Origin of the sequence: Chitinophaga caseinilytica (assembly GCF_038396765.1) — a bacterium.
In the GTDB taxonomy this organism is placed as follows: Bacteria; Bacteroidota; Bacteroidia; order Chitinophagales; family Chitinophagaceae; genus Chitinophaga; species Chitinophaga caseinilytica.
Genome location: NZ_CP150096.1, coordinates 3,432,287 through 3,458,167, shown reverse-complemented (window position 1 = coordinate 3,458,167; position 25,881 = coordinate 3,432,287). Strand labels below are relative to the sequence as shown.

At 55.8% G+C, this 25,881-nt stretch carries 16 protein-coding genes; 6 read left to right on the top strand and 10 right to left on the bottom strand.

Annotation, left to right across the window (positions count from 1 at the left end):
* The 8 genes from WJU22_RS14080 to WJU22_RS14045 form a co-directional block, all read right to left on the bottom strand.
* Positions 1–759, bottom strand: a complete 759-nt coding sequence (locus WJU22_RS14080) for an SDR family oxidoreductase (protein ID WP_341838821.1) — start codon at positions 757–759, stop codon at positions 1–3.
* 31 nt (positions 760–790) lie between these two features.
* Positions 791–2,503, bottom strand: coding sequence for an IlvD/Edd family dehydratase (locus WJU22_RS14075; protein WP_341838820.1), 1,713 nt, complete (start codon positions 2,501–2,503; stop codon positions 791–793).
* Positions 2,504–2,641: 138 nt separating this feature from the next.
* The gene (locus WJU22_RS14070; RefSeq protein ID WP_341838819.1) at positions 2,642–3,748 is read right to left on the bottom strand and encodes a DUF4998 domain-containing protein; all 1,107 of its coding nucleotides are present in this window, start codon (positions 3,746–3,748) and stop codon (positions 2,642–2,644) included.
* Between the two features lie 24 nt (positions 3,749–3,772).
* Positions 3,773–4,945, bottom strand: coding sequence for a DUF4959 domain-containing protein (locus WJU22_RS14065; protein ID WP_341838818.1), 1,173 nt, complete (start codon positions 4,943–4,945; stop codon positions 3,773–3,775).
* Positions 4,946–4,963: 18 nt separating this feature from the next.
* Complete coding sequence (locus tag WJU22_RS14060; protein ID WP_341838817.1) at positions 4,964–6,892, bottom strand: RagB/SusD family nutrient uptake outer membrane protein; 1,929 nt, start codon at positions 6,890–6,892, stop codon at positions 4,964–4,966.
* A gap of 10 nt (positions 6,893–6,902) precedes the next feature.
* Positions 6,903–10,289 carry a SusC/RagA family TonB-linked outer membrane protein gene (locus WJU22_RS14055; RefSeq protein WP_341838816.1) on the bottom strand — a complete coding sequence of 1,129 codons (3,387 nt, stop codon included), beginning with the start codon at positions 10,287–10,289 and terminating at the stop codon, positions 6,903–6,905.
* Positions 10,290–10,485: 196 nt separating this feature from the next.
* A complete protein-coding gene (locus WJU22_RS14050; protein ID WP_341838815.1) occupies positions 10,486–11,574 on the bottom strand; it encodes a FecR family protein in 1,089 nt (362 codons plus the stop codon).
* Positions 11,575–11,660: 86 nt separating this feature from the next.
* Positions 11,661–12,236 (bottom strand): RNA polymerase sigma factor, encoded by a 576-nt coding sequence (locus tag WJU22_RS14045; RefSeq protein ID WP_341838814.1) that lies wholly within the window; start codon positions 12,234–12,236, stop codon positions 11,661–11,663.
* 332 nt (positions 12,237–12,568) lie between these two features.
* On the opposite strand from WJU22_RS14045, the gene WJU22_RS14040 reads away from it, so the two are divergent.
* The 6 genes from WJU22_RS14040 to WJU22_RS14015 all read left to right on the top strand — a co-directional run bounded on the left by WJU22_RS14040 (position 12,569) and on the right by WJU22_RS14015 (position 21,859).
* Positions 12,569–13,105, top strand: a complete 537-nt coding sequence (locus WJU22_RS14040; protein WP_341838813.1) for an RNA polymerase sigma factor — start codon at positions 12,569–12,571, stop codon at positions 13,103–13,105.
* A 94-nt stretch (positions 13,106–13,199) separates the two neighbouring features.
* Positions 13,200–14,339, top strand: coding sequence for a FecR family protein (locus WJU22_RS14035; RefSeq protein ID WP_341838812.1), 1,140 nt, complete (start codon positions 13,200–13,202; stop codon positions 14,337–14,339).
* A gap of 267 nt (positions 14,340–14,606) precedes the next feature.
* Positions 14,607–18,032, top strand: coding sequence for a SusC/RagA family TonB-linked outer membrane protein (locus WJU22_RS14030; protein ID WP_341838811.1), 3,426 nt, complete (start codon positions 14,607–14,609; stop codon positions 18,030–18,032).
* Between the two features lie 24 nt (positions 18,033–18,056).
* Positions 18,057–19,520, top strand: coding sequence for a RagB/SusD family nutrient uptake outer membrane protein (locus WJU22_RS14025; RefSeq protein WP_341838810.1), 1,464 nt, complete (start codon positions 18,057–18,059; stop codon positions 19,518–19,520).
* A 25-nt stretch (positions 19,521–19,545) separates the two neighbouring features.
* The gene (locus tag WJU22_RS14020; protein ID WP_341838809.1) at positions 19,546–20,625 is read left to right on the top strand and encodes a TlpA disulfide reductase family protein; all 1,080 of its coding nucleotides are present in this window, start codon (positions 19,546–19,548) and stop codon (positions 20,623–20,625) included.
* A gap of 31 nt (positions 20,626–20,656) precedes the next feature.
* On the top strand, positions 20,657–21,859 hold the full coding sequence (locus tag WJU22_RS14015) for a TlpA disulfide reductase family protein (RefSeq protein ID WP_341838808.1): 1,203 nt from the start codon (positions 20,657–20,659) through the stop codon (positions 21,857–21,859).
* A 100-nt stretch (positions 21,860–21,959) separates the two neighbouring features.
* On the opposite strand, the gene WJU22_RS14010 is transcribed toward WJU22_RS14015, so the two are convergent.
* Together WJU22_RS14010 and WJU22_RS14005 are read right to left on the bottom strand one after the other, a co-directional pair.
* On the bottom strand, positions 21,960–24,614 hold the full coding sequence (locus tag WJU22_RS14010; protein ID WP_341838807.1) for an ATP-binding protein: 2,655 nt from the start codon (positions 24,612–24,614) through the stop codon (positions 21,960–21,962).
* Positions 24,601–25,755 (bottom strand): FIST signal transduction protein, encoded by a 1,155-nt coding sequence (locus WJU22_RS14005; RefSeq protein WP_341838806.1) that lies wholly within the window; start codon positions 25,753–25,755, stop codon positions 24,601–24,603. The genes WJU22_RS14010 and WJU22_RS14005 overlap by 14 nt, the downstream gene beginning before the upstream one ends.
* Positions 25,756–25,881: the final 126 nt, after the last annotated feature.

The following is a 25,881-nucleotide window of genomic DNA, read 5'->3' as shown; positions in this document are numbered from 1 at the left end:
TCAATATGGGGAAGGACTGGTGGCCGTCCACCCGCCATCCACCACGAGGCTCTGGCCGGTGATATGGCGTGCCTGGTCGGAAACGAGGAACAGCGCGGCATGGGCGATGTCCTGCACGCTGGCGGGCCGGCCCATGGGCGTAATGCGCGACCATACCGCTTCATAATCCGGTTCTGTGGTGGTCCGTTCCGTGAGCGTGGCGCCGGGGGCCACGGTGTTGACGCGGATGCCGAAACCGGAGACTTCGGCCACGAGGTTCTTCGCCAGCATTTCCAGTGCGGCTTTGGTCATGGAATAGGCCGCGAGGTTTTTATGGGCCTGGTGGCCGGTCACGGAAGAAGTGAACAGCAAAGCGCCTCCGCTCCCCTGGCCGATCATTTGCCGGGCGGCAGCCTGGGCGAGAAAGAAAGTGCCCCCGATATTGAGCTGCAACACCCGGAACAGCGATTCCGCAGGATAGGAAAGGAATTCCCCGAACAGGGTGATCCCCGCATTGGCGATGGCGATATCCAGCCGGCCGGTTTGCTCCACGGCGGCTTTTACCAGCTCGTTGACAAATCCCTCGTGGCCCGAATCTCCCGGAACGGGAAAGCAATGTCCGTATTCCGCGCTGATCTTCCCGGCGGCTTCGCGGCAAAGCGCGGCATCGACATCATTGAGGAATACCGTAGCGCCGTGATGCGCCAGTTGCCGGCACATTTCAAAACCGATCCCGCTGCCTGCGCCGGTGACGATGGCTGTTTTATGCTTGAAGTCCATGTTCGTATAGCTTTTTCCGTTGGATGATCGTTTAATGGGAATCCCGCGTTACCTGGCTGCCGGAGCTTCCTTTGAGAAAATCGAAATCCGCGCCTTTGTCCGCCTGCTCCACATGTTCCACGAAAAGCCGGACGTAGCCGCGGGTGTAGGGGCTCTGGAAGGCGGCTTTCCTCTTCCGCCTTTCCGCTAATTCGATATCATCCACTTCCAACTCCAGGCGCCTGTTTTCCACGTCCAGCGAAATCCAGTCGCCGGATTCGACGAGCGAGAAAGTGCCGTTTTCGGCTGCTTCGGGGGAAACGTGGAGCACTACCGTGCCGAACCCCGTTCCGCTCATGCGCCCGTCCGAAATACGGACCATATCCGTCACCCCCTGCTGCAGCAATTTTGCGGGCAGCCCCAGGTTGCCGACTTCCGGCATGCCCGGGTAGCCTTTCGGACCGGCGTGCTGCAATACCAGCACACTGTTTGCGTCCACATCCAGCGCGGGGTCGTTGATCCGCTGCTTGTAATCTTCGATATCGCGGAATACGACCGCTTTTCCGCGGTGTTGCATCAGCGCCGGCGTAGCGGCAGACGGCTTGATGATGGCGCCGTTCTCGCAAAGGTTACCCCGCAGCACCACGATCCCTGATTGCGGGTTCACGGGCGCATCCGCCATGGCGATGACGTTCGTGTCCCAACTTTTGGCCGTACGGATGTTTTCCGCGATGGATTTTCCGTTGGCGGTTGTACATCCGCCGTGCAATTTTTCTGCTATCTGCTTCATCACGGCCGGCAAGCCACCGGCGTAATAGAGGTCTTCCATGAAATACCGGCCGGACGGCTGGAGATTGGCGATGAGCGGGACCTGGCGCGAAAAGCGGTCGAAATCCTCCAGTTCCAGCGGCACGCCTACCCTCCCCGCGATGGCCAGCAGGTGAATGACGAAGTTGGTAGAACCTCCGATGGCGGCGTTTACGGCGATGGCGTTCTCGAACGCTTCGCGGGTGAGGATATCGGAAGGTTTCAGGTCTTCATGTACCATTTCCACGATCCGCCTGCCCGTGAGCTGTGCGAGCACCTTGCGGTTGGCGTCTGCGGCGGGAATAGCGGCGTTCCCTGGCAGCGAGAGCCCCAAAGCCTCCACCATGCAGGCCATCGAGGAGGCGGTGCCCATCACGGCGCAATGCCCCCGGCTGCGGCACATCCCGGCTTCCGCCTCGTTCAGTTCCTCCTCGCTCATCACGCCCGACCTTACATCTTCCGAAAACCGCCACAGGTCGCTGGTCCCGATATCCCGCCCCCTGAACTTGCCCGTGAGCATGGCGCCGCCGGAAATGACGATGGCCGGCACATCCACGCTGCAGGCGCCCATGACGAGGGAAGGCGTCGTTTTGTCGCAGCCGCACATCAGCACCACCCCGTCCAGCGGATTGGCGCGGATGGCCTCTTCCACTTCCATGCTGGCGAGGTTGCGGTACAGCATGGCGGTGGGTTTCATGAGCGTTTCGCCGAGCGACATGACCGGGAATTCCAGCGGAAAACCGCCCGCTTCGATGATGCCGCGCTTTACCGACTCCGCCAGTTCGCGGAAATGCGCGTTACAGGGCGTCAGCTCCGACCAGGTATTGCAGATGCCGATAACGGGCTTTCCGCGGAACTGATCGTCCGGGATGCCCTGGTTACGCATCCAGGCGCGGTAGATAAACCCGTCTTTCCCTTTCTTCCCGAACCACTGCCGGCTCCTGAGTTGTTTTTCCATGGAATTGAATTCGTGTGTTGAAGATGCCTATCAAAATACGAAATTTTCCACCCCTTGCATCCCGTTCCGTCCTGCCCCCGAAAACGAAAAAGGCAGCACCGAAGCGCTGCCTTTTCTGAAGCCGGTTGTCCGTTTCAATTACTTTCCATACATGTAGATTTCCGCCACGCTGGTGAAGGGCGGGTTGTTACTGTCGGGGAGCAGCATTTTCAGGTAGCGCCCCGTGGCTCCCGTGGTATTGTTGATCGTCATCTGGTTGCCGGACGCGAACGTGCCCGAGGCCGCCAGCGTCCACGTACCGTTGGGATCGCTGCTGTTACCGACGTACAGCTCCACGGATTTCGTGTTGGTATTATTGTTACGGCGATAAATGGTGAAATAGGAAATGTTCTTCACCGATTTCATGTCGATGATCGCCCAGTGGGGCAAAGCGATGTCCGGCCCCCATTGGGAATGCCAGTAGGTACCGTGGTCGCCGTCTATCAGCGTCGCCTTTCCGCCGCCGTCAGATGCGGTTTCATCAGATACGGCGAGCACTTCCCAGTTGGACCGGTCGAAGGTGAAATACTCCGGCAGCACATCGGATGCCCAGGCGGTGGCGAAAGTATCGATCGCTTCTGCTTCGGGGATGTACAGTGAGCGGTACTGGAACGGGGTGCTGCCCGCCGCGTCGATGTTAACCGTAAAATCGTCTGCCGGGAAACGCACCACGGTATCTGTTCCGCGGCGGTTCTTGAATTTCAATTCATTGAAGATCATGTTTTCTGCCGGGGCAAACCAGTCGATGGCCGCTGCCGTCTCGTAAAGCGCCATTTTCTTGATACGGCGGTTCTGCAGCAACGCTGTGTACTGAGCACCGTAAGTGGCACCAAACGTAGTGTAGGTAAGGGAACGATGGCCGAAATTATCTACGGCGTATATGTCGAAAGAGTAGTTTTTTTCTACCAGCCCGTTTATCATCACGTCGATGCTGTCGCGGCCCGTTTTCAGCTTCGCGGCCAACACCAGGGAATCCTGCCGGCCGTTCCACAAAACGATGATATTCTTGATATTCTGGCCGTTTATCATCCACAGCCGCATCATCAGCCTTTCCTTTCCGGCGATGAATGCCACGGAATCCGGCCTTACGGCGTAAATGATCTCGCCATCTTTTATGAATTCCTTGTGTACGTCCGTGAACTTTTCGCAGGAAGCGAGCGAAGCCAGGATGCACAAATACGAGAAAACATGCAGTATATATTTCATGTGCTTGTCGGTTAAAGTTGATGATTATTTACGCTCTCCGTATACGTCCACTTCCGCGGGGTGGGTGAACGTTGTGCTACCCCAGGTGGATTTTACCACTATGCGGATGTAGCGTACGGGTTCCTGGCCGAGGTCGAACGTGAATTCGTGCCCGTTGATGGCGGCGTTGAGATCTTCGTCGGTAACGTTGCTGCCGTTGCCGGAGGGCTTTATGATCGCCGTTTCCATGATCTTCTTCCACTCGCTCCAGTCGCCGCTTTGCGAAGGCGTCGTCACTTTTACGTAGACGTCGAAATCTTTGGGGTTGCCCCAGTTATAGTAGCTGTCGCCGAAATTACGCTGGAACAGCACGATGCGGCTCACTTTGGCCAATACACCAAGGTCGATAGTAAACGGCGCGGGCAGCGACGAAGAGGGCGAGTGGCCGAAAGAGGTCACATCGTCGTCGATGATCTTCTGGTCGGAACCTTCCCAGTTGGTGAAGTTCTGGTCGTTGGCCAGCTTCATGATCTTCATTTTGCCTTTGGGCAGTCGTTCCTCGAACAGGGGCACAAGCTTCCTGCCTGCGGGAAAGATAGTGTCTGAGCGGTTACCGTAGTTATCCTTAATCACCATGGCGAATTCGCGTGCTACCGGCGGATATCCGCGCAAAGCCTGCATGTCTTTGGCGAGCGAAGAAGTAATTACGCGTGCCAGTGCCATGCGGCCAAGGGAGTCCGGCGTATAGAGCTCGAAAGCCAGCGGCGTTTTCAGATCGTTGAGCCAGGTGAATCGCGCGCCGCCGAAGTCGCTCTGGATGCCTACCGTTTCTGTAGCGATTTTGATGGGCGATTTAAGCGGTTTGATGGTACATTTGACCGGATCGGAAATTTCCTGCGCACGGCTGATGGTGTACAGGGTCACTTCATGTTCTTTTTCATCGTTGAAGCCCATCACCTGGAGCTCGTTTCCGTACATGGAGGCCGCCGCTTCGACCTGTTTGCCGTTCGTAAGCGTATACACGGCTTTCACAGAGAGTACTTCCGCTTCGTTGGGGATCCGGTAGGTGATTTTGGCGCCGCCGGGCAGATTGGTCACCGCCACTTCCGAAACGATGCCGGGTTTACCGGAAGACGGCGAAATGGGTTTGTTCTCTTTTTTGGTACAGGCCTGCAAGGCGCCAAAAAAAACGATATTCAGTAAAATCAGTTTCTTCATAACCATAGTATTTTAACCTTACCATCCGGGGTTCTGGATGAGCAGGGGATTGTTAATCATTTCAGACTGGGGAATGGGTGAAAAATAATCCCTGAAGGAAAATCGCTGGAAGTAAACGGTGGTTACCGAATAATATTCTTCCGCCTCCCTCCCGTTTACGTTCCATCCCTGGATGGGGCGATTCCGGTCGCGGACGGATGTTTTCCAACGGTTGCTGTCCCACATGTATACACCTTCTCCCGCCAGCTCGATCCTTCTTTCCTGCTGGATGATTTGGCGCATCCCGGCTTTGGACAAGGGTTTGTTAGGCTGGTTGGAGTATTGCGCCCAGCTTTGCACCACTCCTTTCAGGCCGGCGCGCGACCGAACGGAGTCGATATAACGATACACTTCCGCATCAGGCGCCGATTTCGATTCGTTGAGCGCCTCCGCGCACAGGAGCAGCAGGTCGGCGAAGCGCATTTCGGGATAAGGGTAGCTTTCCTCCGTAACACTATTTTCATCGCGCCAGGTAGTGTTCATAGACACGAGCTTTTTTGGCCAATACCCTGTAGCGTTGTACTCCCCGGGGTTGAACACCGATGAAAATTCTCCGAAGCGGTTTTTGGGGAACGGTGTGTTTTCTTCCGTGGTAACGAGATGGGTATTTCCGTACCAGCGGCCACGGTCAAAGCCAAGAGAAGAATAGAAACGCATTTCCCGATCGAAGTTCATCGACGCCGATTTTTCGTTTTGGGCGATAAACAGGTTATGGGCTGCATCTCCCACACGGATGTTGTAGCGGGTGGAATAAGGGAACGTAACGTCTTCGTTGATAGGCACTCCCTTGTCGGAATAAAACTGTTCCACGGTAGACAGCGGTACGCTCAGGATGCCTGTATTGCCAGACGGCGTGGAGGTACCGCCTTCCACGCGCGCAAGGGCGGTGATCTGGTAGTTCCAGTTGGCCGGATAGGAAGAGTTGGCCCAGATGATCTCGGGGTTCCAGCGCTGCGTCACCGAACTGCGCAGCGTATTGATCAACATTGTGGTGTCTGAAAGGAATTTGGAATTCACGGCTTCATAGTCGGAAATCTTATACAACCTGTGGCCAGCGGCTGCACAAATTTCGATCGCCTTCCTGCAGGCGTTGGCGGCGCTATCCCATCGTGAAGGTTCGAACTTCTGGTTGAAGAACGGAGCGCCTTCGTGGTTTACAAACCCGCTGTAATCGGTATTGCCGTTGAAGAGCGGGCTTGCCCAGTACGTCAGCACCTTGGCCTTGAGGAAGTAAGCCACCGGACGGGTAAAGCGTCCCAGCTCGGTGCCTTTGCTCTCGATACTGAGCGGTAGTGCATCCGATGCGATCACTTCATTGATCAGCTGCAGCACATAAGCGAAACAGTCGTCGATCTTCTCACGATAAACGCGGATCCCTTCCGTCGATTCCGTCAGGGAAGTATTCTTCCGTAGCGGCGTAATGGGGCCATAGTACTGGATCAGGTAAAAATTGAGATATGCCTTTATGAGCTTCACTTCGGCCTTCATCCGATCTTTCTCATATTTATTGATATCGCGCACGCCGTCGATATTCTCCAGGAAGGTATTGCAGTCGCGCTGTCCTGCATACAGCGAGCGCACCATGTTGCTGGTACCGCTCCAGTAATTGGTGATGGCCAGCGAAGCGCTGTTTTCTCCGAGCGCGAACCGCATGCCGCCATCGGTACGCTTGTCGCGGTTAAAGATCAGCTCCATGGCGCCAAGCATCGCGGGATTTTCGTTCCAGCCGGCTGATTTGGGGATGCCCCAGTAACAGGTGGCCAGGAATTTCATCGCCTGGTACCGGTCCGAAAATGCGTGTTCGATCGTGGCAATATTGTCCGGCACCACGTCGAGGTACTTGTTACAGGAAACCGTTCCCGCCAACATGCTGCAAAAGGCAGCTATTTTAATAATTACTTTCTTCATAAAAAATCTTTTACAGGCCAATGTTAATACCTACATTATACACTTTCTGGAGGGGGTAGTCGAACCCGGAACCCGCCATTTCGGGGTCCCACAGCTTGAACGCGCTCCACACCGCCAGGTTGGTGCCGCTGGCATAGATCCGCAGGTTTTCCACTTTATATCTTTTCAGCCATTCCCGGGGGAAAGTATACCCGATGTCGGCGGACTTCAACCGGAGGAACGAGCCGTTTTGCATGAACCAGGTGCTGGACTGTGCGTTGTTGGTAGACACATAGTTGGCCAGGCGGGGCCAAAAAGCGTAGGCATTGCGTTTGGATTCGGACCAGTAATCGTCTGCGATCGCCTGCAGCACGGCATTCTGTCCGATCCGGCCATCGTTGCCATCTCCGTCCACGAAAGGCGTCACGTTCTGCATGTTGAGCCAGAAGGATTCGCGGCCAAGGCCCTGGAAGAAGAAGTTGACATCGAATCTTTTATAGGAAACGGACAACCCGAAGCCATACACGATTTCCGGTGTAACAGGATGGCCGATGGGTACCCTGTCGAGGTCGTTGATCTTTCCGTCGCCGTTGACATCGCGGAACTTGATATCTCCGCCGGAATACTCGCCATACTCCTGCCTGGGAGAGTTTTTCACTTCAGCGTCGTCAACAAACAGCCTTTCAGCGATGAAACCGTAGTTTTGACCGAGGCTCCTGCCCACGCGCGAGAGCCAGGGGCTTTTGCTGTAGTCGGGCTCTTCCCATTTGATGACTTTGCTGGTGCTGTAAGTGAAAGTACCACGGCCGGTTACCTGCCAGTCTTTCCCGAAGCTCTTGTCGTAATTCAGCTCGATATCGATACCCTTTCCTTCCGCTTCCCCGAGGTTAGCTTTTACAGACGGGATGATACCGGTGGTAGCCGGGATGATCCGCTGCTGAAGAATGTCTTTCCGTCTTTCCTTATATACTTCAATAATGGATGAAAGTCCGTTGACCAGGTTAAATTCGAGCACCAGGTTAGATTTATAGGAACGCTCCCAGCCGATCTGGTCGTTTGCGTACCGGCGAACGTTGATGCCGCCCGGGTTTTTGTCCATATTCAAACCCCAGTTCACATTATAGTTCGCATTCAGGTCCACATCCGAGAGATAGAAGAAGCGCTCGTCCCTGCTCCCGATCGCTTCGTTCCCGGCGATGCCGTAGGAGCCGCGGAGCTTCAACTGGCGGAAGAAGGAAGTAAGCGGCTGGAAAAACGCTTCGTTGGATATCACCCAACCCGCACCGAACGAGGGGAAGAAGCCCCAACGGTTGTTTCTCGCGAAACGCTCCGATGCATTGTAACCGAAAGCGAATTCGGCGAGGTAGCGGGAATCGTAGTTATAGGAAAACCTGCCAGACAAGCTTACGTTGCGGGTGGGCAGCGAAAGCTGGAGGCTGGGGGCCGCACCTTCCTTGAATTGGCGTGCGGTAAATACACCCAGGCCGCTCACACTGTGCTTGCCGAAGTTGCTGTTATACTGGGCCGCACCTTCAAAGTAAACGCTGTTGGAAACGTCGCGGCCGCTACCTTCGCCGTAACTAAGCGTTTCGGTACCCGTTGTGGGATTAAGGCGTGCCAGCTTGTAAGCGTCGTTTTTCAGGTCGTACCCGGTGATCTTATAGTAAAAGGGATTGTAAGCGCGGGTGATCTGGTAATACGACCGGCGGTCGAAGTTTACAAGTCCCCGCAGCATGAGGCCTTTCACTAATTTGTCGAGGTTTTGTTTCATTTCTATAGTAGTCAGCATATTGCTCGCACTGTAATCCTTGTAGCCACGGAGCACCTCGGCGTAGGGGTTCAGGTAATCGCCCGTTTCGAAGTTCCCGAACAGGATGTGCTTGGCATAGTTGAATACGGAATCCGGCTCATAGTAAGGCTTGAAGCGGACAGGGTTGGCCTGCATCACTTTGCGGTACATGGAAGAACCTCCGTCTATCGGGCCGGTATAATCGTCGAAGTTCGCCACGAAGCGGGTCGACAATTCCGTTGTTTTCGTGAGGTTGATATTGACGTTCGAACGAATGGAATATTTGTATAGATCGATGTTCGAGTTGAAATTGTTCCTGCGGTCTACACGTATATTCCCCCGGTCTCTCGTAACGGCACCTGCCACATAATACCTGGCCACGCTGCCCCCGCCGGTAAAGCTGAGGTTCAGGCGGTTGTTAATGGTCATATCCTTGAACATCGCTTCGCGCCAGTTGGTGGCGGGAAAAATGTCTTTGTGTTCACCTCTTTCGGTGAAGGTTATCTGCTCGTCGAGATAATAAGTATTGGCTTCGGGGAAGCGGGTTTTGATCGCCTCGTTCTGCATCCTCATATACTTAACCGGATCCGCCGTCTTGATCGTTTCCGTAGGCATGGAAAACGAATTCTCGACGCGCACGTCCACATTCATCTTCCCTTCCTTCCCTTCCTTGGTGGTAACGAGGATAACGCCGTTGGCACCGCGGGCACCGTAGAGCGCCGTGGCGAGGGCGTCTTTCATGATGCTGAAGCTGGCGATATCGTCGGGGTTCAGCCGCGCCAGGTCGCTCGTGTTCAGCTCGATCCCGTCGATGAGGATGAGCGGGTCCTTTTTCGCGGAGGCACCGAACGAGGTGATCCCGCGAATAAAAAACGAGGTATTGTCCTGCCCTGGCTCCCCGCTTCGCTGGTAAGCCACAACGCCCGCCAGGCGGCCCGCGAGGGCGTTGGTGAGGTTACTGCTCGGGATGCGCAATTCGCCCGGCTTGATGGTGGTCACAGACGCTACCATGCTGGATTTTTTCTGCCGGGAGTAGCCCACCACGGCTACTTCGTTGAGGCTCCCTTCCTGCGCTTCCAGGACGATGATGATCGGCCGGCTGTCGGCGATGAAAACCGTCTGCGGCTTATAACCCACGAAAGAAAAAACGAGGCTATCGTACATATTAGCCTCGAGCGTGAACTCGCCTTTTTCGTTGGTCATGGTACCGTGCTGGGTGCCTTTGACGTAGACCGACACATGCGGCATCATACCGCCCGCCTTGTCTTTCACCGATCCCCGTACCGTGACCGGCGGCTGCGAAGATGCGGCCCGCACCTCCGGGGCGGTTTTGTTCAGGATGACGATCACGTTGTTTTCCATCTTTTTGTAAGACAGCGGCGTGTTCCGGAGCAACTTGTTCATCACCGTATCGATGGTGGCGTTTTTGGTGCTGATGTTGATCTGGATGCCCTGCGGGATCACTTCAGACTGGTACACGAAGGAATACTTGCTTTGCGCCTGGATCGTCCGCAAGACGCTTTCGATGGGGGCACGACTGAAGTTCAGCGTGATCTTGTCCTGCCCTGCCAGGTCGTTGGCCAGCAACGACGACCCGGTGAAGAGCGCAAGAAACATGATAATTTTCATGGCAATAAGATGCTTATACATATAGCCGCGGCTATAGCAGTACGTGTTAATCATAGCTAAAATAATTCAATTGTAAATCAGCCGCTCCTTTGCGGCCGGATTTTGACCAGTGTTTACAGCAGGGCACGTGGGGGCCCGGCCGGTTTTCGTGGAAAAACCAGGGATGTTAACTTATCATATGCGATTCGAATTTGGTTTAAGGCGCTATAAAAATTGTATCGTTTTTCATTTTGTAACTAAAACCGCCGGCTACCTGTAATGATTCCATAACGCTTTGGAGACTTTGGTTTTCAAATATCCCCGTGTACTGCCGGGCTTTCATGTCTTCATCTCCCTGCACAACCACATTCACCCCATACCACCGCGATAGAATATCTGCTACTTCATTAAGCGGTTGATTGGCGAATACCAGCTTGTTCCTGGTCCATTGTGCTTCCGGGGGAATAGAATCTGTTTTAACTATCCTGATCTTGGTTATTTCTTCCGGGAGTTTTCCCGCTTCAGCGTGTATTGTTTTTATTTCTTCTGGCAGGCCGGTATCGTTTTTCACGATGAGTTTTTCATCCGGCGACAGCAAATAGCTCAGTTCTTTTTTGTGATTGACCGATACCTGGACTTTCCCCTGTACCAGTGTGGTGGCCGTCGTGATCTCGTCTGGATACGCACGGACGTTGAAGGCGGTCCCCAGCACCTTGATCGTAACGGTGGCCGTCTTGATGATCATCGGGCGACCGGGATCTTTCGCCACGTCGAAATACGCTTCCCCGATCAGTGTCAGTTCGCGGTCGTTTTTCCCGAAGCTTGCGCCGTAAGTGATCCGGCTGTCGCCATTCAGCCACACCCTCGACCCATCGGGCAGCGTCAGCTTGGAGCGCGATCCCTTTTCGGTGCCAACGATGTTCTGCTGCGCCTGGGCTTCTTTCCTGGCAGACATCCAGTACCAGGTACCGGTGCCGGCCACGCAAAGCAGGACGACGGAGGCTACAGACAGCGGGATGATGCGGCGCCACGTGAATATCCGCGGCTGCTTTGGCTGGGCGGGCGCTTCGCCCCCTTCCGAATGGACGGATCTCATGATGCGGTCCCAGCTTTTATCACGCTTCTTCCGGTCATCGTCCGTCCGCTGCGGCCCGTATTCCATACCGAACAACGTGTCTACCTGGCTGGCCAGGTTCCGGTCGTCTTCATTCTCCTGCAGCCATTTAGACAACTCAAATTGTTCTTTGAGCGAAATGCCCCCTGCTTTCTTTTTTGCGAGCAATTCAATTAAACGGCTTCTATGCATGGACTTGTCGATAAATTCTTCTACTATAAGACAACGGAAAAGGTGGAATTACGTATTGGCCGGCAAAAAATATTTTTTGGATGCGCCTACCGGCTGCTTCGCCTGGGGAGGATCACCTGGCTTTCTTCCAGGATGGCGGCGATTTTCTTGAGGGAATGGTAGAGTTGGGTTTCTACCGTACGAACGGAGGAGTTGAGGATTTTGGCCACTTCCCGGCAATTGAGCCCTTTTTCCTTCACAAGATAAAAAACGAGCTTGGATTTGGGCGGCAGCTGGTTGATGGCCTTTTCGATGGTGAGGACTTCTTCCTTCCCGATCATGGAAGTTTCGGGCGTGGAGAAGGAATACAGGCTCTGATCGTCGAGATCTTCGATGGATACGTCGCTCACATTTTTCCTCGCTTTGAGGTAATTGATGGAAGCGTATTTGGCGGCGGTGTAAAGGTAAGCGGAAAGGTTGTTGATATTGCCCAGTGTTTTGCGGTTCTGCCATAGCCGGATGAACACATTCTCCACGGCGTCTTCCGCAGCGGCATCGTCCAGAACGATCTGCCGGGAAAAGGCTACCAGGTCGAAATAGAACAGATCGTAGATCTCCCGGAATGCATTTTCATCGTCATTTTCGATCCGTTTGGATATTTCAGACAACTGTGTATTTTCCAATGACAGCGATTTATTTGAGGGACGACAATATCAGTACGATGGTGGATCAAGTTATTAGATTTTTTTGATTTTTTTATTTTTTTCGGAAATCCTGAAATGGAAACGATTGTCATAATAACACTATTTCATTGATATGACAAAAGCCTCCCGCGCAGCGGCTCCTGCATTTATTATTGTCCCCGATATGTCAACCGCCACTACATCATTTATATAGGCGCGCAAATTACGGCCCGATTAAAAAAATGGCGAACATACATGGTCTTTTGCGCCGTTTTTGTAAATTTATACGAGCTGCTGCCTTAGATATGAGCGAAATCAACGATATAGCTTTATTGGACTTACTGAAAGACGGGGATGAAACTGCGTTTACGGAAATCTACAACCAGTATTGGGAGCGGCTGTACTTCATGGCGCACAAAAGGCTGCAATCCGCGCAGGACGCGGAAGAGATCGTGCAACAGGTGTTCCTGACCCTCTGGCACAAGCGCGCTTCGCTTTCCATCCAATCGCTGCCCTTTTACCTCTCGGCCATGGTCCGCTATGCCGTTTACCGGCATTTTGCCAACGAACAGCGCGCCAGCGAGCGGACGGGCACGCTGCAGGCCGTGGCGCCCGATATGGCGCCGGCATTCGATATCGACAACCGGCAATTGATAGACATCCTGAACAAATTCGCCGACGATCTGCCGGCCAAGCACCGCATCGTGTTCTTGCAGCATAAGTTGCTGGACCGGCCGCTGGACGAGGTGGCCAGCGAACTGGGGGTGTCTCTGCGGACGGCCGAAGGTTATGTTACCCATGCGATGCAGCTCATGCGGAAGCGGCGGGAATCCCTCGCCATGGCGCTGCTCATTTTCCTCCTGAAATAACCCCGGAAAATTATTTTCTCCTTTTTTGCGTACAAAAGTATTTGGCGATGCTCTATATATAAAAGGGCCCCTCGCTCTGGATTAACTACACGTAATGGATACAGCACAGGTTAAGGTCCTGGCCGCAAAATACCTGGACGGCACCGCCACCCCCGAGGAGGCTGCGGCGTTGCACGACTGGTACGACCAGGTAAACGCGGGCGATACGGAAATCGTGACCACGGAACAACAAACATCGTTGGAAGATACGCGGGCCCGCATGCTTGCGCGCATGCAGGAACAGATGCGCCCGGCCGCCCCTCTCCGGCCCCTGCGCCGGAAATGGCTGCCCGCCGCCGCGGCCGCCGCACTGCTACTCCTGGCCACGGGGGCTTACCTCCTGCGCCAGCAAGGCAAACCGGCCGGCCAGCCAGCTGCAAAACTGACGCCCGCCACACCACCGGGCAACAGCAAAGGCGTGACGCTCACACTGGGCAACGGCCAGGTGGTGGAGCTGGATTCCAGCGCAGACGGGTACCTCGCGCAACAGGGTGGCTCTACCGTCAGCAAAGAGGAATCGCTGCTGGTTTATGGCCCCGAAAAGCCGGGCGAAGCGCCGGTGATCAATAAACTGAACGTCCCGAAAGGGGAACAGTACCGGTTGATATTGCCCGACGGTACGAAGGTTTGGCTGAACGCCGCCAGCGAACTGCAGTTCCCTTCGGCATTTGCGGGGGAACAGCGGCTCGTGGAACTGAACGGGGAAGGATATTTCGAAGTGGCCGCCAACGCCGCGCAACCCTTTGTGGTGCAAACCCCAGGGCCGAGGATCGAGGTGCTGGGGACGCACTTCAACGTGAAAGCCTACCCCGGCGAGCCTGGCATCCAGACCGCCCTGCTGGAAGGCAGCGTCCGCGTAGTGGCCGGTAACGGGAAAAGCAAGGTCATGCGCCCCGGTGAAGTAGCAACCGTCGGCGAAGGAGCCGACATCTCCGTACTGCAGGATGCAGACGCCGCGCAGAACGTGGCCTGGAAAGACGGGCTTTTCGTTTTCCGGAACGCCGACCTGTCGGTCATCCTCCGGGAGATCGGGCGGTGGTACGACGTAGACATCGTGTACGAAGGGCCTGTTTCCCCCCGGCGGTTTACCGGGAAGGTTTCCCGGGAATACAGCCTCTCCGAGACCTTGTCCGTACTGCTGGCCAGCAACCTGCATTTCAGGCAGGAAGGGAAAAAGATCATCGTATTGCCATAAGCGCAAAACCGATATAAACATCGAGCGGACGGCTTCCCGGCACGAAGCGTTCAACCAATCATTCACGCCAAACCATTCATTGTAAACTTAAAAAACATAGACTCAGACAGGAAAGCCACAGTCGTACACCAATTACAAGGAACATTTTTAAAACTTTAATCAACCATTATTATGTTCACGACGTCCTTTAGCCGAAAGGAGCTGGGCAGACTATGCCCGCTATCAACCAAATCCGGGCGGAGCCCGTTCACAAAAAGTTTATTCACCGTGAAGCTCTCCATCATTTTCGTCCTGTTAGGCGCCATGCACGTCAGTGCCGCCGCCACCGCGCAAAAGATCTCCATCCTGCGGGAAAATGCGCCGATCGAGCGGGTGCTCGATGAGATCGAAAGGCAAAGCGGTTACCAGGTATGGTACGAAGAAGGTACCCTGCCCGCCGGCGCCATTGTGTCTATCGCCGTGAAGAACGCTTCCCTGGAAGAAGCGCTCAACGCCTGCCTGAAAGGGCGGCAGCTGGCCTGGACCATCGTCAGCAAAACGATCGTGCTGCGCAAATCTTCCCCCGGCACCGTGCAACCGCAACCGCCGCAGAAAGTCCGCGGCACCGTACGCGATGCGGCCACCAACACGCCCATGCCCGGCGCCACCGTGCAGATCGCCGGTTCGTCCAAAGCCACTGTCACCAATGGCGAAGGCGAATTCGAACTGGACACCGATAACGCGGACGTGACGCTTGAAATTACCTTCGTGGGGTACGAGCCCCGCAAAGTGAAAGCCACCGTGGGCCGGGCGGTCACCATTTTACTGTCTGCTGCCTCCTCCAAACTGGACGAGCTCATCATCACCGGTTACTCCGCCAAGAAAACCGGCGAGCTTACCGGTGCCGTGCAAAAGATCAGCGGCGACCAATTGCGCAAAGGCATCACCACCTCCGACCCCGTTTCCCTCCTGAAAGGGCGCGCTACCGGGCTGTACATTTCCGAACAGGGTGCCGGTGACCCCACCAGCGCCGGCGGACAGATCTTCGTGCGCGGCCAGAGCAGCATCGTGGGCGTAGGTGTAGACCGTGTCAATGAATTCGTGATGCCCACCCAGAATTACGGCCCCCTTTTGGTGCTCGACGGCGTGATCATGCCGAACCAGAACCTCAAGGAGCTCGTGAACGCACAAGACATCGATAACATTACCATTCTGAAAGACGCCGCCGCCACCGCCATCTATGGCTCCCGCGCAGCGGCCGGCGTGATCGTGGTCAACACGAAAAAAGGCCAGACCGGCAAACCGCAGCTCCGCGCCGAAGTGAAATACGGGATCAACAAACCCAACCGCGGCGATATCCGCTTCCTCTCCAGCCAGGAACTGTACGACCTTCAGAAACGCTACTATACCGAAGATTACCGGGTGAACAACGGCACCCTCGCGCCGCAGTACCCTACCCTGCAGGCTTATCTCGACAATCGCCTGCCCGCCCTTTCCGACGTGCAGAACGGGTACAACTGGGAACGCTACGCATTTCTCAACAGCAACACCAAGGAAGTGAACCTCTCGGCCCGCGGAGGCACCGAAGCCGCCAGGTATTACATCGGCGGATCGTATTATGACGAACAGTCGACCGGTGTGCAAAACGGCCTGAAGCGCGGCAACTTCCGCATCAACCTCGAAAACCGCCTCTCCTCCCGCCTTACCACCAATATTTCCGTCAACGGTATTTTCGACAGCGGCGAACGGGAAAACATGAACTCCGGCACTTTCCTCTATGGCATGATCCCCTGGGTGAACCCTTACAATGCCAACGGAACGCTGAAACCCAGCCTGCAATACAAAATGGACGGCAGGATGCGCACGGCCGAGAACCCCATCTTCGAGAACGAGTATAACTACGTGCATCCCAAAGCGCAACGGCTCGTGGGCTCTTTGCGGGCGGATTACAAGATTACCGACTGGCTGAGCATTTCCAGCACCAATTCCGCCAACCTGAACTATACCAAAGACGAGCGTTACATCGACGCGCGCAGCTATGCCGGTTCCGGCACCAGCACCTCTTCAAAAGGGTTCCTGGGCACTACCACCAACCAGCTTTTCTCCTTCCTCACATCGAACCAGCTGAATTTCCGGAAATCGTTCGGGTTGCACAGCCTGCGCGCCCTCGCCGCAACGGAATACGGCCGCACCAAAATGGAGAACATGCTCGTGAATGTGAACAATGTCCGCGCCGGATATCCCGTAATCTCGCTGGGCCGGCTGGTGGGCGGGCGATATGATTATTCCATCTACGGCATCCCCACTACCAAAAACGGCAACATCGAAGGCGGCAAGGAAGACCGCGCCGTGTTCTCCGCCTTCGGCGAAGCGGGCTATACGTACGACGAGCGCTTCAGCCTGAGCGCTTCCCTGCGCACAGACGCTTCCAGCAGCTTCGGTACAGACAAACGCTACGGTACGTTCTACTCCGTCGGCGGCGCATGGGTGGTAAGCAAGGAACAATTTGCGGCCGGGATGCCCTGGCTCAGCAACCTCAAGCTGCGCACCAACTACGGTACCAGCGGTTCCCAGCTGGGCGATAACTTCCTCACCCGTACCCTTTACGACCCCACCTACACCTACCAGGGCCAGGGCGGCGCTATTGTGGCCGTGCTCGCTAACCCCGACCTGAAATGGGAGATCACGAAAACCTTCAGCGCCGGCGTTGACCTCGGCCTGTTCAACCGGGTTACCGCCAGTGTGGATTTTTACAGCCGCAGATCGGAAGACCTCCTCCAGAAAGTGACCCTCGAATCCGTAGCCGGCTTCCCCACCCAATGGAAAAACGTGGCTACCGTGCAGAACCGCGGCCTGGAAATCCTCATCAATTCCGACAACATCACCGGCGGGAAGTTCCGCTGGAACACTTCCTTCAACATCAGCTTCAATAAGAACAAGATCATCAGCGTGGCCAACGATTCGCTGCGGCAGGGCTTCTACAACGCCAACGCGTTCTACCTCTTCCCCGGCGACGATATCAACTCCCTCAAAGCCGTTCCCTACGCAGGCGTAGACCCCGAAACCGGCAAGCCCCGGTTCGAGAAACGGGTTTTCGACGACAAAGGGAACGTGACCGGCATCACTTACGTAAATTCCATGGACGAAGTGGGCGCATCCGCCGACCCGCGCCAGTTCCAGCATATCGGCAACTTCCAGCCCAAAGCTTTCGGTGGCCTCACCAACAGCTTCTCGTACCAGCAGTTTTCGCTGGACGTGCTCATCACCTTCGCTTACGGGTATGTCATCAACGACGACCTGGCCGAGCAGATGCAGGGCTCCAATCTCACCAGCTACAACCAGATCGCGCTTCGCAGCTCCCAGCGCCAGTGGACGCACCCCGGGCAAACGGATGCCACCGAGCCTGAACTGTACACCCACGCCAACACGAGCTATTTCGGTTCCAGCAAATACATGCACGACGGCAGCCACGCGCGCCTCCGCAGCGTTCGCCTGGGATACGAACTGCCGCAATCGCTGCTGAGAAAGCTGCGCCTGGCACAGGCCAATTTCTACGTGAGTGGCGATAACCTGTACACGCTCTATTCGAAGCAACTCATTTCATCCGATCCGGAAGGGCCTTCTGTTGGACAGGCACAGGATTTCGGCGGGTCAGTGGGTTCTGCGATCGGTATTCCGCGCAGGTACGTTTTCGGATTGCAACTTGGATTTTAATTTTTCGGGCAACAACAATTGAACATGAAACACATTACCACCCTCATAATTACCGGACTGCTGGCTACGGCCTGCAACAAGCAGATCGACAGCGTTCGGCCATTGACGAAGATCGACAAGGAAGGCGAACTGGCTTCGCTGGTAGGGATCGAAGAAACGACCATCGGCAACTACGTGCTCATGCAGGGCAGCGGGTTCAACGATTACGACGTGCCCATGCAGGATTTCGCGGAAAGCCGTGGCAACAACGTAACCCTGCAGACCTGGGGCCTCCCTTCCAAACAAACCGACGCCTTTTTCTACCGGAACAGCGCCAGCCCCACCCAGGGCAACAGCGCAGATTTCTACCGCAACGCCTACCAGATCATCGTGAGCGTCAACACCACGCTGGAAGGGATCGCCGACATGGAGCAATCCACATTCTCTTCGCTCACCGAAGCGGAGAAAAACCGGTTCCTCTATGCGAAAGGTGAAAACCATTTCATCCGCGCCCTCATTTACTTCAACCTGGTGCGCGTGTACGGCAAACCGTATTACCAGCAAGCCGCGCAAAGCCCCGGCCTCATCCTGAAAACCAGCAGCGACATCAAGGACATTCCCGCGCGCAGCACCGTGCAGCAGACGTACGACCTCATCGTGGCCGACCTCACCATGGCCGCGCAGCTCATGAAAGCACCGGTGACGAAGAACAACGGATTTGCCAGCACCGCCGCCGCATGGGCGCTCCTGTCCCGCGTGTACCTCTACAAAGGCGGCAGCATCGCCAGTCCGGACGCGGCCGCCAATACGCTGGCCATCAAGTACGCCGACAGCGTGATCAGCCATACCGGTGCCAAATACGCCCTGCTGCAGGGAGACGCCTATGTGAAGATGTTCGCCGGCGATGAATTCGGTGAGAACGATCGCGTGAAGGGCGCTACCAATAAGGAATTCATCTTCGCCTACGACAATTCCACCCGCGGCAGCTCGATGGGCGAAATGTACCACTTCGACCCGATCTACGGCGTGGGCGCCACTTTCCTGCCCTCTTCGGAATTCAAGAGCCTCCTGCTGCCGGGAGACCTGCGGAGCAATTTCATCCTCCTCAACCCCAATTCCAACTTTGTGGAAACAACGAAGTACCTTGTTTTGCCCGAAGCCTGGCTCACCCGCGCCCCGTATGTCTACTGCCGGCTGGCCGAACTGTACCTGAACCGCGCGGAAGCCAACGCCAAGCTCGGCAACACCGCCCAGGCGAAGGCAGACCTGAAAATCATCCATACCCGCGCAGGACTGCCCGCTGCGGATATCGACAACCTGACCGCGCAAAACCTCATGGCCGCCGTGCTGAAGGAAAGAAGGATCGAGCTGGCTTTCGAAGGCCATAACAGCTTCGATTATTTCCGCAACGGCCTCCCCATGACAAGGATCGCCGCGGATTTCAACGGGACCGCCCTCACCATTCAGCCCACCGACCCGAAAGTTGTGCTGGAATTGCCTAAAAATTAAGTCAAGTTAAACCAATCGCACACATATGAAACGCACCCTCCCCTGCTTACTCGCCGCCGCGTTTTACGCCTGCGGCACCGCAGACAAACCCAAGGCAACCATCACGGCCGAGATCACCGGCCTCAAGGATTCCGTGGTCTATATTTCCGTACCCGTGGCCGATTCGGCGCGGACAGACACCATGCGCGTGGTAGACGGCAAATTCAGCTGGTCTGGCGATGTGACCGAACCGGAAAAAGTATACCTCATGTTCCCGACGCGGTATGTGGAACTGTTTCTGGAACGGGCTGACATCAAAATTTCCGGCCACGCCGATTCCCTGGCCGACGTCCATGTTACCGGCTCCGCCAGTCATGATGAGTACATGGCCTACCGCAAATCCCTGAAGCCGATCACCGACCAGGAAGAGGCGCTGTACGCCAACTATAACGAGATCAAGGACAACGATTCGGCCATGGCCATCCTCGAGGTAAAAGCCACCGATCTGCGGACGCAGCGCCGCGCCATCACGAAAAGCTACATCGCACAACATCCGAAAAGCCCCGTGAGCGTATCCCTCCTGCAGGATATGGCTGTGATAGGCGAATACAAAACGCTCGACAGCCTTTACCAGCTGCTCGACCCCGCCGCGCAGAAAACCGGTACCGGCACCCGCCTCGCCGAGCGCATCGCCATCCTAAAAAAAAGCGCCATCGGCGAACCGATGATCGATTTCACGCAGCCCGACGTGAGCGGCAAACCCGTGAAGCTTTCCGATTTCAAAGGCAAATACGTGCTGCTCGACTTCTGGGCCAGCTGGTGCGGGCCTTGCCGTGCGGAAAATCCCAACGTGCTCAAGGCTTTCAACGCTTATAAAGACAAAAACTTCACCGTGGTAGGCGTTTCGCTGGACGATGACGGCGAGAAATGGAAAAAGGCCATCGCTGACGACGGTATGCCCTGGATCCAGCTGTCGGACCTCAAAGGTTTCAAAAACTCCGTGGCGCAGGAATACGGCATCCAGGCGATCCCGTCCACCTTCCTGGTGAGCCCCGAAGGGATCATTGTGGCCAAAGACCTCCGCGGTGCGGCTTTGCATAAAAAACTGGCAGAATTGTTGAATTGATTTCGCATCCATCCACCTAACTACCCGCATCATGAAACAAATACCGATGCTGATCGCAGCGAGCCTCGTGATCACCGGCGCACAGGCACAGTCTTTCACCCTCAATGGCACGGTGGAAGGGCTCTCCAAAGGATTCGCATACCTGAATTATTCCAATAACAAGGGCGACCACAAAACCGACAGCGCCGCCATCCAGAACGGACGGTTCACGTTTACCGGCCAACTCGATGGCCCGACCGTAGGGCACTTCTCGCTCGAGAACCCAAAATTCATGTCTTACGACGCCGACTACGCCACCCTTTTCATCGAACCGGCCAAAATGAGCCTGACGGCGAAAAAAGGAGCACTGCGCAACGTGAAACTGACAGGCTCCCGCCCGCAGAACGACATGGCCGTGCTGGAAGCCCGCCGCAAATCGGTGAACGACCAGCTCATGCCCCTGTCTGACGAGTACAACAAACTCAACAACGCCTACATCGAAGCGCGCAGGGCGAAAAAAGACAGCGCCACGCTCGCAGGGATGATCCATCAGCTCGACGAAGTGAAAGAAAAGATGGACCCGTATTATGAACAGATCGACGCGATCGATAAAAAGTTCATCGACGAGCATCCCGCATCTTTCGTGAGCGTGTACCTGCTGCGTTTCCGGATCGGTAATATGCAGCTGCGCGAAGCTGAAACCGCCTGGAAAAAAATGCCGCCGGCATTGCAGCAGACCGGTTTCGGGAAAGAAATCAAGAAAGAACTGGACGGCCTGCGCGGCGGCTCCCCCGGCAGCGTGGCCCATGTGTTCACGAAGCAGGATATCAACGGGCAAACCCTAAGCCTCAGCGACTACAAAGGGAAATACGTGCTCATCGACTTCTGGGCCAGCTGGTGCGGCCCCTGCCGCAAAGGCAACCCACACCTGAAGAAGCTGTACGCGCAATACAAAGACAAAGGCTTCGAAATCATCGGCATTTCTGACGACGACGGTAAGCCCGAAGCCTGGAAAAAAGCCGTGGAACAAGACGGGATCGGTATCTGGAAACATGTGCTCCGCGGGCTGGATATGAAAAAGCGGGAGAAGAACGAACCTAATCCAGAAGATATCAGCGATTACTACGGCATTCATTCCCTGCCTACCAAAATCCTCATCGGGCCCGACGGCATGATCGTTGGCCGGTACGGCGGTGGCGGAGAAGATGACGATGCAATGGATAAAAAACTCGCGGAAGTTTTTGGGAAGATGTAGCATCCCCTTCCCAATGCCTGAATTTGACGCAAATGCCCTTCCTGCAATATGGAAGGGCATTCGCATTTCCGTAGGGTGGATATTAGTACGTTAACCTTTCTTAATCTGCAAACGATCCTTCCTGGCCGCGCAATTGTTCCGCGGCCTGCAGCAGCACTTCCAGCGCATGCTGCAACTTCCGCCGCGAGGCATCGTTATCCGCCGCATGCTGCTCCAGATCGAGCAGGTCCGCTTCCAGCACCGCGATCCCCATGGCGTCTACAGACGGGCGGACCTTGTGGATGGCCGCGCGCACCGCGGGCCAGTTGCCGGCGTCAACAGCCTGCCGGATCTCCGTTGCCGATACTACGGCCTGCTGGCGGAACATCCTGACCATCTGGGTGATAAAACCCGTGTTATCGTTGATCTTCCGCAGCTTCGCGAGATCGTACAGCGTTTCGGGCGCGGCTGTCTGGGGATCGCTGCTTTGGGAAGCAGGACGGCGTAATTGATTTTTTTGCAGGCTGATGGCGATTTCCCGGATCAGGGCGTTTTCTTCAAAAGGTTTGGACACGAAACCGGTCATGCCCGCTTCGATGCAGCGGTCGCTCTCCCCTTTGATGGCATTGGCGGTGAGGGCGATGATGGGCACATCCAGCTTCAACTCCCTGCGGATGAGCGCAGTGGCTTCATAACCGTTCATGACGGGCATCTGCACGTCCATCAACACCACATCGTACCCCGCCACCTTCAGCTGCCGCACGGCTTCGTAACCGTTTTCCACCTCCGTCAGCTCCACCTGGTAGGCTTCCAGGATGGTACGCACCACCAGCCGGTTCATGATATTGTCTTCGGCCATGAGAATGCGGCTGCCTTTGAGCGCATCTTTGTCGGGCATTTCGGTATCAATCGTATACACGGCCGCATCCGTCGAAGTTTCGAGGGACAGCCAGAAGGTAACTTCCGTGCCCACGCCCATTTCGCTGAAGATGCTGATCTGGCCGTCCATCAATTCTACCAACTGTTTGCAGATGGCCATTCCCAGCCCGGTGCCGCCGGATTTGCGCGCGGTATCGCGGTATTGCTGGGAGAATTTGTCGAATACTTTTTTCAGGAATTCCGCGTCCATTCCCGCGCCGGTGTCCCGGACGGAAAAAACGATGGTCTGCCGGCCGTCTTTCATCCCGCTGGGCGTTACCTGCAGGGTGACGGTACCGCGATCGGTGAATTTGATGCTGTTGCTGAGGAGGTTCAGCAGCACCTGGCTGATGCGGTGCGGATCGCCGGTAAGCACGGGATGCATCTGTGAAGACACTTCGAGTTTCAGCAACAGGCCTTTTTCGTCGGCCTTCGGCTGCACAACGAGCAGCACGTTTTTCAGCATATCGTAAATCCGGAAGGGAATGGTTTCCAGCTCCAGTTTCCCGGCTTCTATCTTCGAGATATCGAGGATATCGTTGATGACGACCAGCAGGTGTTCGGACGCGGTATCGATGGTATCGAGCAGGATGCGCTGGCGGTTATCGAGCTGCGTGCGGGCCAGCTGCCGGCACATGTTGATGATGGCGTTCATGGGCGTCCGCATTTCGTGGCTCATATTGGCCAGGAAAGCTTCCTTTACCCGTGACGACTCTTCCGCCGCGATGCGCGCCTGGCTTAATTCGTATTCCAGTTGCTTGTGTTCCGTGATGTCGAGATGAATGCCGATGGAACCGGTGAACCTGCCTGCATCGTCGTAGTTCGGGGCGCCGCTGATCAGCCACCACTTTGGCTCGCCGCGCTTATTCCTCACCTCGAGCTCATATACGTCCGAAACCCCGCTTTCGCGCAAAAGGCCTTTTTCGGTCAGCAGCCGTGCCTGTGCTTCGTCGTAAAAAAGCAGGGACGGGTCCTGGCCCATCAGCTCGTCTGCCTGGTAGCCCGACATTTCGCAAAAACACTGGTTGGTGAAACGGATGATGCCGAGCGTATCTACTTCCACCAGGCCCAGGTTCATATTATCGATGATGTTGCGGTATTTTTCCTCGTTTTTTTTCACGGCATTCGCCGCTTCCACCCGCATCGTCACGTCGCGGCACTGCCACAGGTGCCCGCGGTACACGCCGTCCATGAACAAGGGGATGTAATCGCGTTCGTACACCCGGCCGTCTGCCAGTTCCAATTCATCGTTCACGACCGGCACCTGTTGCCGGATGAGCTGGTGGATACGGGCCACCAGTGCCGCGGGGTCTTTAAACAGCGAACTGCTTTCCTCCGTCGCTTTTTCACAATCCCTGCCTACCATTTCAAGCGGTGTTCCGGCAATATTGAACATCCTGCAGAAGCTGGCATTGGCCAGCACAGCGGTACGATGCTCGTCTTCCACCAGCACGCCAGCCTGCAGGTTGGCGATCAGCAGGGCGAGCCGGTTAGCGGTATCCGCCAGTTCGGCTTCCACTTTCCGCCGTTTGATCATTTCCGTTTTCAGCACGTCCAGGATATCGAGGAGCTCGTCTTTACCGGCGGCCAGTTCAGAACCGGTAAGTTGCACCACGGCGTCCTGGAGCTGCACGATCGACAATTGTTTGTTGCCGAGCTCGCGGGAGAGCCTGCCGTTGAGGGATTGATATTCTTCCTCGCTGATGCGGAACGCCCTTTCAGACAGTTCCAGATCGCGCTCGTACGCCAGGTAGGAATCGTTGACCGCATGCAGGAAACGTTCGCAGCCGGGATCGTCGATGATTTGGGGCGGCGCGTATTTGGACAATTGTCTTTCCAGCAGTTTACTCCATTTCATAGAAGGTGGTTATGGTCATCGTTTGATTGTGCAACTGGCATTTGCCGCCCGGCACGTTGGGCGACAGCTCGCCATAAGAATAAAAGCCCGACATGACGCATTGCCCGCCGAACTGATCGATCACCGCGTCTACCTCCTCTTCGATACGATCGCGCAGGATCACTTTCCGGCCTACGCAGGAGATGAGAAGGGCGTATTGCGGCCCGGAGGCGCCGTTTGGCAAGGTGGCATTCAGCGCAGCGCCATGCGAAGCGTTGATGAGCCGGTCGAAATTGGCGCGCATGAAGCGGGCGCGGGAATCTACGGGAATATCGCCCGCGAAGGTCATGGTACCGGCTTCCTCATCCACCGACAAAATCGTCCGCACCACGGCCTCTCCCGTATCGGGTAGCACTACCGCCAGCGGAAAAAGCAGCGCGGCACCCGGCAGCCCGGAAGCATCGGGGCCGAGGTAACGTTTATATACCGACAGTGCATTGACGCCGTCGAGCTCGTACAGCACGTTATGGTCCGACCGCGTCACCACCTTTTCCAGCCCGAAGGTGTCCCATCCGCCTTTGGAGCCGTGACCTACGGCCAATTTATCGCCGAAAAACCCGATGCCGACGATGTTGCCCTGCTGCGCCGGGGCGTTAAGGCCAACGAGCGTGGAGGAAAAGCGGAGCCCGTCGCCCGCTAGCCCCCCGGTCACCAGCACCTGCTCCCATCCCGGCGCGGCATGGATGCCGTTGAGCAGGTCTGTCCCGTTTACGAAGCTGCCATCGCTCACCACGAGCAGGTATTTCGGTGGAACGCCATCGCGCAGGCAGCGATCCGCCAGGCCGCGGCCGGCGCCGAAGCTGTCTGCATACGCTGAAATGTTGACGCATTGCGCCTGCAAGGCTGTATGATCGAACCGGAGCGCAACGATGGATACGCCGCCATCCGTCACCGCCGGGCCGCTGATTTCCCCGGAAGTGGAACACAGCACGATTTCCGCCGCAGGGAAATAACCGCGCAGCGCGTTGTGCAGATAATCGGTCTCCAGGTGTTGCTTATCGGCGAAACACAGTACAAGGTTGCAGGATGCCGGGTCCATTTCGGGGTCGCCTTCCGACAGAAAAACCCGGCCGTCGTGGAAGCGGTACAGTTTTGCTAACATGCATTCATGATTTAAAAGATGGTCGATCTTTCAAGGTTGAACCGGTTGACGGGAAGTTATGCTGGGGCCTGCTGCAATTTTACGGCGAACGCAGGATTGCAGGAGATCTCCTTATAAATTACTCCA